General features: G+C 63.5%; 10 protein-coding genes. 4 read left to right on the top strand and 6 right to left on the bottom strand.

Features of this window, described 5'->3' with window-relative positions:
- Positions 1-49: 49 nt before the first annotated feature.
- The 6 genes from ACWHTU_RS03960 to ACWHTU_RS03935 form a co-directional block, all read right to left on the bottom strand.
- Positions 50-244 (bottom strand): ubiquitin-like protein UBact, encoded by a 195-nt coding sequence (locus ACWHTU_RS03960; protein ID WP_447861839.1) that lies wholly within the window; start codon positions 242-244, stop codon positions 50-52.
- A complete protein-coding gene (locus tag ACWHTU_RS03955; protein ID WP_447861838.1) occupies positions 241-1,767 on the bottom strand; it encodes a proteasome accessory factor PafA2 family protein in 1,527 nt (508 codons plus the stop codon). The genes ACWHTU_RS03960 and ACWHTU_RS03955 overlap by 4 nt, the downstream gene beginning before the upstream one ends.
- Before the next feature lie 37 nt (positions 1,768-1,804).
- Positions 1,805-3,571 carry an AAA family ATPase gene (locus ACWHTU_RS03950; protein ID WP_447861837.1) on the bottom strand — a complete coding sequence of 589 codons (1,767 nt, stop codon included), beginning with the start codon at positions 3,569-3,571 and terminating at the stop codon, positions 1,805-1,807.
- 152 nt (positions 3,572-3,723) lie between these two features.
- Positions 3,724-4,845: a S1C family serine protease gene (locus ACWHTU_RS03945; RefSeq protein ID WP_447861835.1), complete on the bottom strand. Its 1,122-nt coding sequence runs from the start codon at positions 4,843-4,845 to the stop codon at positions 3,724-3,726.
- 21 nt (positions 4,846-4,866) lie between these two features.
- Positions 4,867-5,289 (bottom strand): secondary thiamine-phosphate synthase enzyme YjbQ, encoded by a 423-nt coding sequence (locus tag ACWHTU_RS03940; RefSeq protein WP_447861833.1) that lies wholly within the window; start codon positions 5,287-5,289, stop codon positions 4,867-4,869.
- Positions 5,290-5,301: 12 nt separating this feature from the next.
- Positions 5,302-6,168, bottom strand: a complete 867-nt coding sequence (locus ACWHTU_RS03935) for an HD domain-containing protein (RefSeq protein ID WP_447861831.1) — start codon at positions 6,166-6,168, stop codon at positions 5,302-5,304.
- Between the two features lie 124 nt (positions 6,169-6,292).
- On the opposite strand from ACWHTU_RS03935, the gene ACWHTU_RS03930 reads away from it, so the two are divergent.
- The 4 genes from ACWHTU_RS03930 to ACWHTU_RS03915 all read left to right on the top strand — a co-directional run bounded on the left by ACWHTU_RS03930 (position 6,293) and on the right by ACWHTU_RS03915 (position 12,672).
- Positions 6,293-6,952: a hypothetical protein gene (locus tag ACWHTU_RS03930; RefSeq protein WP_447861829.1), complete on the top strand. Its 660-nt coding sequence runs from the start codon at positions 6,293-6,295 to the stop codon at positions 6,950-6,952.
- Between the two features lie 108 nt (positions 6,953-7,060).
- Positions 7,061-8,305, top strand: coding sequence for a tetratricopeptide repeat protein (locus ACWHTU_RS03925; protein WP_447861828.1), 1,245 nt, complete (start codon positions 7,061-7,063; stop codon positions 8,303-8,305).
- Between the two features lie 150 nt (positions 8,306-8,455).
- Entirely contained in the window at positions 8,456-9,844 is a 1,389-nt protein-coding gene (locus tag ACWHTU_RS03920; protein WP_447861826.1) for a tetratricopeptide repeat protein, read from the top strand.
- A 5-nt stretch (positions 9,845-9,849) separates the two neighbouring features.
- Complete coding sequence (locus ACWHTU_RS03915) at positions 9,850-12,672, top strand: sigma 54-interacting transcriptional regulator (protein WP_447861824.1); 2,823 nt, start codon at positions 9,850-9,852, stop codon at positions 12,670-12,672.
- The last annotated feature ends 236 nt before the right edge of the window (positions 12,673-12,908 follow it).

Raw genomic sequence — 12,908 nt, 5'->3', positions numbered from 1 at the left:
GTCTTGAATCATACACTCAGAATCCAGCATTCAGAACTCTACACTTCATCTACTGCCCTGTCCGCTGCCGATAACGCTCAGCCTGTTTCGGATCCACCTTGCGCATCCGTTTCAGCAGGTTGTCTTTTTCCGGCGACCCTGGCTCCAGCCGTTTGGGACCCTCGTCTTCTTCCGACGGGCTGACCGGTTTCGGTATCGGATCGAACGGCCGTTCACGTCGCTCGAACATCGCGTGGTGAATCATGACTCATATTCCTTTCGTTGGTTCCACCTTGCTAAGGCTTCGTCGGGTGAAGCCGATCCCCGCAAGATGTCGGCAAGGCGTTTCACCTCTTCCGGTTCAAAGAGATCGCTCAGATCGAGTGTCTTAGGCGACAACCTTCCGGCGAATCCAATGCGTTCCCATTGGACGGATTTGATCCGATCGGGGAACCGACGGACGCACAACCCGCGAATGCCGCCCCGCGTATCGGCGGGTCCAGTGTCGACCGCCGCTTCGATTTCCGAATCGGTCACGACACGGGTTGTCCTGCCCTCGGCTTCCAGTCCAAGATACAGACCCCGCTCAGGGTCGAGGTTGTGGTACTCTAGATCCAGACTGACCAGCCACGGATCATCCCAACTCAGCCGTTCTTCCTGCACAAAGGTTTCCAGAAGCCAGAGCTTGGTCACCCAGTCGAGTTTACCGACCAACCGTAAACGATCACCCGACAGCAGCCTGAGCGTTTCAGACCATTCCCTCAGCACCCAGTCGGTCTCCGCATCTCGGCCGGCGAATGTGTCCCGGGCGGCAAGACAATACGCCTCCTGTAGCTCCCAGCCGGAGATGGTGCCGCCCGACTTGCGCCGGACCACCGTTTTGAGACCCGGGTCCCGCGAGAGGGCCCTGACCGCCTCGACGGGTCGGTCCAATTCCAGCACCGGCGCCGTCCCGCACTCGATCAACTCCAGGACGAGCCTCGTCGTTCCGACTTTCAACGCTGTCGCATATTCGCACATGTTGGCGTCGCCCAAGATCAGATGAAGGCGACGGTATTTCGTCCGATCCGCATGGGGTTCGTCGCGCGTGTTCAGGATCGGCCGGTTGTGCATCGTGTCCACGCCCAACTCGGTCTCGATGAAATCCGCGCGCTGCGAGAGTTGAAAGTTCCCGCGACGGAGTTCCGAACCCGGCGTCTCGACCCCCATCTTCCCTGCGCCGGCGAGCAGTTGCCGGCTGACCAGAAACGGCAACAGCCCAGCCGCCAGAGCCGCAAACGGGATCGCCCTCGGCACCAGGTAGTTATCGTGGCAGCCGTAGCTGTGGCCGTGGAAATCGGTGTTGTTCTTGTAAAGCTGAACGTGCGGGCCACCCAGCGCGCGGTTCCGTCGGATGGCTGCACCGCGCACGATCCGCTCGCCCGCCCGATCATGGGCGACCAGATCGCGCAACGTCCGGCACTCCGGCGTTGAATATTCCGGGTGGGTATGGTCGTTGTAGAACCGTGCACCGTTGGGGAGGACCACGTCACTTTTCATCTCGTGGAACGAAAAGGGCCGACGGGTGTCACGCTGGCCAAATTCCTCCTCTTCTTTATCCTGCTGTAGCCCAGATACGCGAAATCCACGCGCATCCTCGTGGGGATCTTCGCCGCTGTAATCCCATCTTCTCTCGAATGATCCGGTCAGATGTGCCCGAACCAACTCCATCGATTCGACCACCGGGTCAACGGTGTCCAGGTCCGCGCGCGTGATCCCGTACTCGGTCTCGATGCCGAATAAGCGCATAGGATGGGTTGCGAGTGCTGAGCGAGAAACCCCGCCTTTAAATAATCTGGCCGATTAACCGTTCCTCGGCGAGCCGCCCGCGCCGGAACGACGCAATGCCGACCACCTGTTCTGGATGGTGATCCAGCAGCTTCAGCCACTCCTCCGCCGCGTCGTCCGGCGGCAGGACTTCGCCCTCTCGATATTCGGCGGTCGTGGACTCCAGGAGGTCCTCGGCAGTGATCCCCTGCGCGTCGGTCCCGGTGGCGCCCTGAACCGCCCGCTCGATCGCCCGTTCTTTCGCTCGTTGGACAATGGAGGCGAGAATCGCGCCGCTGACCAGATCGCCGCGATACAGCACCTTGTGTTGTCCGCTGCGGAGCCGGACGGACAACAGCCGGTTCTCGTCGCTGCGCCGAAAGACGGCTTCCACGACGGCGGCAATCAGCACCTCGCAGGCTTTCGCCCGGTCTCCTTGGTGAGCCATCACCAGCGCCGGATCGAGCGGCAGATCCGGCGTGAGATAGACTCTCAAAATCTCGGCCGCCGCCTCGCGGTTCGGGCGGGCGACTTTGATCTTCCGGTCGATCCGCCCGGGCCGGAGCACGGCCGGATCGATCAGGTCCGGACGGTTCGAAGCCAGAATGATGACCACGTCGCGCAGCGATTCGATTCCGTCCATTTCGGCGCAGAACATGGGCACGAGCGTATTGTTGATGTTGAAGGCTCGCATCGACCGCCGCGTTCCGAGAATCGATTCCGCCTCGTCGATGAAGATGAACGGCAGCAGGCCTTTTTTACGCCGGGCCCGCGCCTGCGCGAACAGATCACGAACGATGCGCTCCGACTCGCCCAGCCACATATTGAGCACTTCAGGACCTTTGACGTGCAAAAAGACCCCCCCGGTCACCGGCAGCCGACCTGACTCAATTTCGGATTCGACGCTCGTCGATTCGCTCGCCAATTTCGACAGGCTGGCCGCGGCGGCCTGACCGATCAAGGTCTTGCCGCACCCGGGCGGTCCGTACAGCAGAAACCCTTTGGGCTGAGTGAAGCGATAGCGCCGAAAGGTCTCGGCGTGCAGCAGCGGATATTCAATGGCCTTGCGGATCGCCTCGATCGCGGCTCGCTGCCCCCCGATCTGGTCCCAGGTGACCTTCGGCACTTCATCCAGCACGTGCGCTTTAGTCTTCCGGTCTTCGAGGCGCTCGATCGCGATCCGATGGCTGGGATCGATCCGCACTTCATCGCCAACCTTTAAGTCCGTGCCGATCAGATCGCTCGACCGCAACAGGATCAGCGCTTGCCTCCCCGGCTCCTGCTCGAAACGAATGCGGCCGTCCGACAGGGTCTCCGTCACCTTGAGGACGGGGCCGCTGCGATCGTAACCCAACGCCTTGATCACAGCGTAGGCTTCGTTGACGAGAACCTGCGCGCCGATCTTGAGGTCGTCCGCCGGGACGCGCGGGTCCACCGTGCTGTAATACTCCGACCCGCCGACTGCGATGCGGGCCAATCCTTCGGCGGGCAGCTCCAACAAGATGCCAATGCGGTTCGCCGGCGCAGTCAGCTTGGCGACCACGTCGCTCAGCTTCTTGAACTCCGCCTCGCGCTGCTCCTGGGCCGCGGCGTTCAGCAGGATGAGGTGACGCAGCTTGTACAGAATGTTCCGGCGGGGATCACTGTCCGGGAACGCGGCAAGACAGTGGTCGATCAACTCGAGCGGATCCGCGGATATCCGGGACGCACCGGCCCGCTCCTCTCCCCGCCCGCCCTTGGACCCAATTCCGCTGTCTCCCTCCGTCGGCTTCCGATGGTCGCTCATCGTTCCCTTTCCGACCGAAGCTCAGACTCGCCATCCGCTCGATCCATCCATGCGGTCATCTTAACACACTGTCGTCGCCCGCTCAGCCGCCGCAGCTCGCGCGCTGCGCCTCTTCGTCGGAAGATGACAGAACAAACGGACATGCGGGAGCGTCAATTCACCGCTTGCAGGGTGACGACAACCTGCTGACGGCGGTTGCCGCGCAGGATGTCCAGCGTCACCTGGTCACCGACCTTGTGCCGTTCCAGAATCGCCATAAGATCGTCCGCGACCTCGACCGGCTTCCCATCCACAGCCACGATCACATCGCCGATCTCAATGCGGCCGCTGAAGGTCTCGCGGGCCCCGCGCAAACCGGCGCGCGCGGCGGGCCCGCCGGGCTGCACCCGGCCGATGACCAACCCTTTAATCCCCCAGCGTCGGGTGATCGCATCCGGCACCAAGGACACGCCTAAGCCCGGGCGGATGAGCCGGCCGTGTTTGATCAGCTCCGGCACGATCCGATTGACCGTATCGACCGGCACCGCAAAGCCGATGCCCGCGAATGCGCCACTGGGGCTGACGATCTGCGTGTTCACGCCGATCAACCGCCCGGCGCTGTCCAGCAGCGGTCCGCCCGAATTGCCAGGGTTGATGGCCGCGTCAGTCTGGATCACGCCTTCGATCGTCCGGTTGGTCATGGACTTGATCGTGCGACCCAGCGCGCTCACGACGCCGGTGGTCAACGTATGGTCCAGCCCGAAGGGATTGCCAATCGCCAGCACTTTCTGCCCGACCCGCAGATCGCCGGAACTGCCCACCGCGATCGGCCAAAGCGCCGATTCCGGTGCTTGCACCTGCAAGACGGCCAGATCATGGTCCGGATCGATGCCGACCACCCGCGCCTTGTATTCAGTTTGATCAGCCAAGGTCACCGTGATCGCATCGGCGCCGTACACCACGTGAAAGTTCGTGACGATGTGGCCTTGCTTGTTCCAGACGAAGCCGGAGCCCGAGCCCTGCGGCACTTCAAAAAGATTGAACGACCAAGGGTCGCGCTCGATGGCGGTGTTGGCGATGAAGACGACCGACTTGGCGGATTTCTCGAACACCGCGATGGTCGCCCGCTCATCGGCGCCGAGTTCGGCCGGCGGCGGAGTGACCGGACGCGGACGGCCTTCCGGGCCGTCGTAGTTCGGCCCCAGCGGCCTGCCCCACTCCGTGCGAACCACGGCAGCGGTCACCAGCCCGGCGACCGCGAGAATGACAACGAGAGCGAGCGTGGAGGTTTTCATCGCGATCGGGAAACGTCGTCGCTATTCTCCAACCACTTGAATCACCAATTCCCGCGTGCGCGGCCTGGTATCGAAGTCGATCACGACGATCTGTTGCCAGGTCCCAAGCGTCATCGCTCCGTCGTTGAACGGGATCGCCACCGACGGTCCCTGGATTTGGCCGCGCAGGTGACTGTGGCCGTTGTCCTCGCCGGGGTTCCTAGCGTTGTGCTGCCAGGCCGGGCTGGGGGGGATCAAGCGGTCCCAGATAGCTTTGGTGTCGGCGCGGATGCCGGGCTCGTCCTCGATGAGCATGATCGAGGCGGTGGTGTGCTTGATGAACACAGTCAGGATGCCAGCTCGGAGCCCGGTGCTCGCCAATGCCTCTTGTACCTGCTTGGTAATATTCTCGATCTGCGAGTCTCCGCGCATGCTGACGCGCAAGGGGACGCTTTTCACGGGCATGCTAGGGTTCTCCTAGGCAACGCTTCGCACGAGACGTCTCTCGGCGGCGGTCAAGCCGCGGCCACGCGCCTCTTTCAGAATGTCGTCGAACGCCCCTTCGGCGACCAGCTGCCGCAGGCTCCCGACCACCGGCGCGCTGAGAAGGCCTTCGCGTTGCAACTTATCGAGATAGGCGAAGGCCTCGGCCAGTGTCTCCTTGGTGCGCACGTAGTAGTCGCGGCCGCGCCGGTGATTGCTGTAGGCTTCGAACTGCTCGCAGGCCACCAGGATTTCGGCCAACTGCCGCACCCACGGCCGCGCCTTCGCCAGTTTTTCTGGATAGTAGTAGTACAGCATCACCTGCTTCATCCAAGGCAACCACCGCACACCGAGCTTCTTGAGCCGCGGCATGACCTCACGCAACCGACGGGTGAGCCGGCGCGCGTAGCCGAGCCGCATCTCCACCTGCTCGCAGGCCCACCCGTCCATGCGGATGCCTGCGTCCTCGAGCGGCTGCCGATAGCGCGCGAGGAAGCTTTCCGTCTCGCGGCCGTACCGTGTTTCGGGATGGACGGCCCGCCATTCGCGCGGCCTGGTTGGAATGCCGCGTGCCTTCGCCCAAGACCAGATGCGGCCGAATAGAGCGCGGTCGAGCCCCGCCCGTCCCAGATCGTGAAGCAAACAAGCAATCTGATAGTGTTTCACCCGCTCCGGCGCATGACCCAACCGTTGGGCGACCGCCGCGCACATGCGGGCTGTCCGCAGCGCATGAGGGCGGTCATAGCCGCGAATCATCCGGCCGCGGCGACGCGGATCCGGATAATCGTAGAGGCGCAGCAGTTCGGTCGCGAGGGCGCGAGACACCAGGAGCGGCACTCGGCGAGGCAATGCGTTCCGCATGAGACGATCAGTCGTCGTAGACAGACGGCGGGCAGAATATCCCCCGCCCGAACGGAGTGTCAAGGCGACGAACTCGCGAAACGCTCGATCCCGCTCGGCGTCTTTGCTATGCTGAGCTGTAATCGTGAAGACACTTCGTCGGGCAAGACGCACCCCACACGCCGCGATCGTCGCAGCCGGATGGCTGATCTGGACGGCGCCGACGGCGTTCGGGCTCTTCGATCGCCACCACGCGTTCGCCGCCGCTTCCCTCGATCAGTTGACCGATCTCACCGGCCGGGCGACCGCCGTGGTGACGCTGAAAGGGCGGGACAATTTCGCAAGCGAATACCGGTACGACGTCAGCGTGAAGAACCTGTCGCCCGATCCGCTGATCGGCGACTCCCTGGTGGTGGTGTTGGATAAAATCACCAACCTCGCCGGCGAAGATCGCGATTCCCTGAAGGGCGACTCATTTCTGAGCCGATTCGAAATCCTCGGACAGGATGGAGAGACCGACGACGGCAAACCCTACTTCCGCGTTCCAGCCAGCTCCGGACCGGACCTGCTCCCACAGGCCGAGAGCCGACCGGTCACGGTGCGGCTGCGCAACAAAGAGTACCTGATCGTCTTCACGCCGTCCTTTCGCGTGCTGGGCCTCAAACGCCCGCCGGCCGCGCCCAAACTCTCCGAACCGGTGACGACTTCACCATCCGTCAAGAACTCGCTGGACAAGCTGATTGAGCTGCTCATCAAGAAAGGCGTGATCACCGAGGAGGAATGGCGCGGCGCCGCCAAACCATGACGGCGCTCGACCTGCCGAGCCTGCGCGGGTCGACGGCCCGCACAGGCGGAGCCGCGCGCCTCTCTCGTTGCCGCATCCGGTGGGATTGGTATATGGTGTGTTGTTGCCATGCCTCGCAGAACAACGCCCGGCTTCATGGCCAGCCCATCAGTTCCGGTGACACTTCTTGTCGTGCTTAGCGCGCTCTCAGCCCTTCATGGACCCGCCTTCGCCCAGACCGCTCAAAGCCGGCCGACGACAAGTGAACCCGTCCCCAACAGGCCGGCGCCGTCAGTCCTCGACCAGACGAGGACGATCAGCGATCTCCGGGAAACCGTCCGGCGCCAACCAGAATTGGCTGAAACTCGCTTCGCGTTGGCATCCGCGTTGTATGGCGCCGGCGAGTTCGAGGGCGCGATCGACGAATATCGCGCGCTGCTGCGGCTTCAGCCGGACCACATGCAAGCCCGGTTCAACTTAGCCGTGGCTTTGATGGCCAAACAACAGTGGCGCGAGGCGGTCGCGGAGTTGAGGGAATTCCTTCGCCTGGCTCCCGACTCGGCCCAGGCCCAATACAACCTGGGAAACGCTTACTTCGCGTTGAAGAACTGGCCGGCAGCGATCGAGGCTTACAGCTACGCGTTGAAGCTTAACCCCGACTATCCTGACGCCCATTACCGCCTGGGGCTGACTCTCAAACAAGCCAAACGCGACAGCGAAGCCGTGGACGAACTGCTGCTTGCGGCCCGTGACGGCATCGCCAAAGCCCAATATCTGCTCGGAAACGCATTCCAGTCCGGACAGGGTGTCAAAAAGAGTTGGGCCCGAGCCATCGGATGGTGGTTCCTGGCGGCTGAACAAGGCGTAGAGGAAGCGAACGCCGCGTTGGCCCGGTTGCGCCGACTGGCCATGGAGAAAGGGTCCCGCAACGCCAAGGACGCGACAGCGGCGGCGCAGGCCTTCGAAGACTTCCGCGCCGATCTCTGGCTGGATTTTCCCGACCTCGCGCCCTCCACCGACGGGGAAGGGGTCGGAGCGACCTTGCTCAAGCAGGGCCGCGTGCAGGACGCCGTTCCAGTTTTGATCCGCGAGGCCTATGCGCTAGGCGAGGTCTCCCACTACCTGCTGGAACGCCTCTATGAAGAAGGCGTTGAAGGGCGGTTGGCTCCCTACGATCCGCGCATCCTCCGGTACTTGGAAACGACGGCGGCGGAAGGACTGCCCCATTCACGGCTCGCCCTGGCCCGCATTTATGCCAAGGGATTGGGAGTCCCCCGAGACCACGCGCGGGTGAAGACCTTGCTCAAAGGCCTCCCAAAAGAAGAAGCGCAGTTGATCATCGAAAGCCTCTCGTCCACGCCCCAAAATCAGTGAGCGTTTAGGAGCAACGAATCACTCTTGGCTGTTCACGACCGGCTGCTCGCGGTTTTTGAGACAGGGACGCGGCGCGACCGAGGCCGTCGCGGATTCGAGTGGTATAATGCTCGCGGGTCCGACACGTCATCGGGAGGATCGCGGGACCATATGAAACGCCGGTGGGCTCCGCTTGTCGTCCTCGCACTGTTTCCCGTCACCTCCACATTTTCCCAGGACTCCTCGCCACACACCCCACAGAACCAGCCGACGCCGCCCCCAACCGAATCGCCCGCCGCTGAAGGTTCCGCAGCCGGCCCTGCCTCGGAGACCTCTGTCCCTACCCGGGACACTCCGTCCGGCGAACCCCCGGCCGAGCCGGAGCAAGCCATCGAGGCGTTGCGCCAGGCGGTGTCCGCCGCACCGAACGCGTTCGACATCCGGTTTCAATTGGGTCTGGCCGAATGGGCCGCCGGCGACCTGTCCGCGGCGATCGCTCAGCTTCGCCAGGCGGTCCGCCTTAAACCGGATGCCGTGGAAGCCCGCCTGAAACTTGCCGACGCGCTCTACCAGTTTGGCGATGTGGAGGGCGCCATCGAAGAGTACAGGGTGCTGACACGGCTGCAGCCCGACCTCGCGCAGGCTCATGTCGGTCTCGGGACGGCGCTCCTGATTAAACAGGATTGGCGGACCGCCCTGGCCGAGTTTCAGGAAGCGTTGCGCCTGAATCCTGGCCTCGCGCAAGCGTATTACAACATGGGCACGATCCATTACACCACGCGGGATTTTCTCGCGGCCATCCAATCCTACCGCGAGGCGCTGAAGCTCAAACCGGATTTTCCCGACGCACATTATCATTTGGGCCTGGTGCTGAAATTGGTGAACCGCGACGCCGAGGCGGCCGAAGAATTGCAAATTGCCGCCAGCAGCGGCGTGCCCAAAGCGCAGTACTTCCTCGGCAGCGCCTACCGCTCCGGGCATGGCGTGCCAAAGAACCTGCTGCTGGCCATTACCTGGTGGGTGCGCGCAGCGGAACAGGGCATGAGCCAGGCGAGCGAGGCCTTGGCGCAATTGCGACAGGCAACGCTCTCGAAAGGATCTCGTGCGCAGAAAGAGGCCCAGATTGCGCTGCGGGCCTTTCAGGAATATCTGGCGACGCTGGAGCAGGACTTCCCGGATCTCGTTCGTCCCAACGAGGCCGAGAGCGTCGGAGCTGCGTTGCTCAAAGCGGACCGGGCTCAGGAGGCAATTCCGGTCCTGATTCGAGAGGCGTACGTGCTCCATGAACCGTCACAGTCTCTCCTCGAGAAACTGTATGAAGAAGGGATTGAGGGGCAGGTGCCACCCTATGACGTTCGCATTCTGAACTATTTTCAGACGACGGCCGCGGCCGGGTTGCCCCGCTCCCGACTCGTGTTGGCCCGCATCTACGCGAAGGGGCTCGGCGTCTCTGCTGACGGCGCTAAGGCGAAAGCCCTGTTGAAGGGATTCTCCAAGGGCGAGCGCAAACGAATGCCGGAGGACACAAAGCCCGGCCAGAAGTCATCGCCGGCTCAATGATCCCCATGTCGTTCAGTCCCCGCGCCCGCACCGTTTTTGCCGAATCTTCCGCGCTCCAGGCGCTCGCGATCGGCCTGGCGGCCAGCCTCACCGCTTGGCTTCTCTGGCAGACCGCACCGGCCGCATTCACGACATGGGAATGGAGCCCTTACGACGCGTGGCTGCGTTTCCGCGCCTCGGTGCCGGCCAGCCGCTCCATCGTGCTGATAGCCAGGGATCGCGCGAGCGAGGAGCGCTTCGGCACAGGTCCGTGGGACCGCGCGCTCATCGCCAAACTCGTCACGGCGCTCCATGACGCCGGCGCGGCCGTCATCGGCGTGGAGCTGCCCATCACCGCCCCCAGCCCACCCCACCTCGGCGGTGCGGTCAGCGACGCGCTGTTGGCGGAAGCGACCAAGGAAGCTGGCACCGTCGTGTATCCGCTGACGTTTCTCCCGGCGGCTGACTCCTCGCTCCCCGCTGAAGCTCAGGCCGTTGGTGTGGCCTCGTGGACCCACACCAGTTGGCCGACCATCACCCCAGACATCGCAATCCAGCTCCCCACCGGCCCGAGGCTGCTGGACGCCATGCCGCCGCTCGCGCAGCAGGCCTACGCCGTGGGCCATCTGCTTGCCCTGCCTAACGGCGATCGCATCGTTCGGCAGGTCCCGCTGTACCTCTCGATGGGAGATCGCGCTATTCCCGCCTTTGGACTCGCACTGGCCACAGCCTTTTATCGGGACCGCGTAGAAATCAGCCTGGCGGGGTCGACGACGCAGCAACTGGAAGCGCTGGGAATCCCCGCTCGTTCGGTGTCACGGCTGTTCGTGAACTATGCCGGCGACGGACGTACCTCTTCGTTCTCTTCCCTGTCGTTCGCGACGCTCGTGGACGCCGTCGATCTAGGAGACCGGGAACGGCTTGCAGGATGGGTAGACGGCAAGGTTGTCCTGCTTTTGCCGAATTCCTCCGGCGAACCGCTTGGGACGACGCCAACCGGGTACCCGATCACACCGGGACTCATCCATGCGCATGTGCTGCATACGTTGCTGACCCGTCAGTGGGTCGGGCCGGTCTCTTCCCTGTGGCAGATGATCCTGTCGCTAGCCCTTTCCAGTCTGGCCGCCAGGACGCTGCTGTCCCTCAAGGGGTGGAAGGGGCTTCTCACCGTATCAGGGCTGATGCTCGGCTACGGGGCACTGCTGCTCATGATGTTGGCGGCGTGGGGATGGCTGCTGCCTCTCGTCGTCCCTTTCTCCGCAACGCTCCTGGTGTTCAGCGGCATCACCGTTTGGAGTCATGTGTCAGCGGGACAGTGCTTCCGGCTGGTCGAGCAGGAGATGCGGCGCATCCAGCAGGAATCGGTTGCCGTCCGTGAGGCGCTCATTCGCCGGGAAAACGTCGTCGAACGGTTGGAAGAGGACTTGGAGGCCGCCCGCGCCGCCATCGCCCAATCCACCGGCCGGCAAGCCGAGCTGGCCAAGGCCTCTGACGCGCTGCGCGTGGAACTCGCCGAAGCCCGATCCCAGGAAGCGGCGGCCCGAAAACGTCTGCACGAACTGGAACGCGAATGGAGCGACCTCCAGGCGGTCGAATCGGACCGGAGCCGCTTGAGCGACGCAGAGCAGGAGCGTCTGCGGCAGGAATGCGAACAACTCGGCATCATCACGCGGCATCCGGTGGTCCTCGGCTTGTTTCGCGACCTCAAGAAGGGGGCCCGTTCCTCGCTCTCGATCCTCCTGCTGGGTGAGCCCGGCACGGGGAAGGAACTGTTCGCCCGCGCCGTGCACCAGCTCAGCTCCCGGGCCGGCAAGCCTTTCATCGCGGTGAACATGGCGGCCCTCTCCCCCGACCTCTTCGAGAGCGAAATGTTCGGCCATGTCCGGGGCAGTTTCACCGGGGCGACGAGCGAGCGGAAAGGCTACTTCGAACTGGCCCACCAGGGCACGCTGTTCCTGGATGAAATTGGCGACTTGCGCCTGGACCACCAAGGCAAACTGCTTCGGGCGCTCCAAGACCAGACGTTCTACCGCGTCGGTGCCACCACGCTGACCAGCGTCGACGTTCGCATCGTGACGGCGACCAACAAGGACCTGGTGCGCGGGGCGTCGGAAGGCTGGTTCCGCGAGGACCTCTATTTCCGATTGAAGGGACTGGTTTTGCGGCTGCCGCCCCTGCGGGAACGCCTGGACGATGTTCCCCTCCTGGCCGACCATTATCTCCACACCGCCGCCGCGCAGGCGGGCCGCGAGGGGATGCGGCTTTCGCGCGAGGCGTTGGCCGCGCTGCAGCGCCACGAGTGGAAGGGCAACATCCGCGAGCTGCGCCACTGCCTGGAACAAGCCGTCGCGCTGGCCGAGGGGCCGGTGATCACCGAGGCGGATCTCCGGCTGGCTGTCGAGGAAGCCTGGTCACCCGGCCGCGAACACGCTTTCGATCGGTCGGCGGACGAGCCTCTGACCGATGCCGCCGTGCTGGCCGGTCTGCGCCGCCAGGGGTTCGACATGCAGGCCACGGCGAAGGCGCTGAAATGCGACCGCAGCACCGTCACGCAGCGGCTCAAGGGCCTAGGGTTCCAGGCTCTCGTGGATGCGGGCGGTGATCAGACGAAGGCTGCCCTCGCGCTGGCTGGCGATCCGGCCCTGACGAGGACCGTCGAACTCAAGCTGGCGGACTACTACGGACATCTGATCAAAACCATCGAACAATTCCGTTCCGCGGAAGAAGCCCTCTTCGATTGCCAACGGCGCTTCAAGAACCTGCCTGACCGCCACTTTCGTGCCGTCGAGACCCTGATCCGGTGGCATTTCGCGCAGACGCCGGCATCGGTGAAGACCCACGGAGCATAAGGCGAGCCGCGGGAAAACGATGGTCGAGCTTGGCCTACGTCTAGCAGCCGGTCGTTTCAAGGCATGTCAGCTTTTTCCTACAAGAAGTGTCCATTTTCTCTCTTTTCTCACTTTTCTCCCATAAGCTGGGTTGCTTTCCCCAAGGAAATGGCGTAAGCCTCTGCGCAAAAACGACCGGGGAGCATACCCCCTCACCGCTGGGATAGCCGATCCCAAGAACCTCATGCTGCAGGCGT

Source organism: Nitrospira calida, from assembly GCF_976986435.1.
This window is presented reverse-complemented; position numbering and strand designations above follow the sequence as displayed.

Bases quoted from the DNA above. Each gene is read 5' to 3' on its own strand.
- ACWHTU_RS03960 (WP_447861839.1), bottom strand. From the start codon at position 244: ATGATTCACCACGCGATGTTCGAGCGACGTGAACGGCCGTTCGATCCG.
- ACWHTU_RS03955 (WP_447861838.1), bottom strand. From the start codon at position 1,767: ATGCGCTTATTCGGCATCGAGACCGAGTACGGGATCACGCGCGCGGAC.
- ACWHTU_RS03950 (WP_447861837.1), bottom strand. From the start codon at position 3,571: ATGAGCGACCATCGGAAGCCGACGGAGGGAGACAGCGGAATTGGGTCC.
- ACWHTU_RS03945 (WP_447861835.1), bottom strand. From the start codon at position 4,845: ATGAAAACCTCCACGCTCGCTCTCGTTGTCATTCTCGCGGTCGCCGGG.
- ACWHTU_RS03940 (WP_447861833.1), bottom strand. From the start codon at position 5,289: ATGCCCGTGAAAAGCGTCCCCTTGCGCGTCAGCATGCGCGGAGACTCG.
- ACWHTU_RS03935 (WP_447861831.1), bottom strand. From the start codon at position 6,168: ATGCGGAACGCATTGCCTCGCCGAGTGCCGCTCCTGGTGTCTCGCGCC.
- ACWHTU_RS03925 (WP_447861828.1), top strand. From the start codon at position 7,061: ATGCCTCGCAGAACAACGCCCGGCTTCATGGCCAGCCCATCAGTTCCG.
- ACWHTU_RS03920 (WP_447861826.1), top strand. From the start codon at position 8,456: ATGAAACGCCGGTGGGCTCCGCTTGTCGTCCTCGCACTGTTTCCCGTC.
- ACWHTU_RS03915 (WP_447861824.1), top strand. From the start codon at position 9,850: ATGTCGTTCAGTCCCCGCGCCCGCACCGTTTTTGCCGAATCTTCCGCG.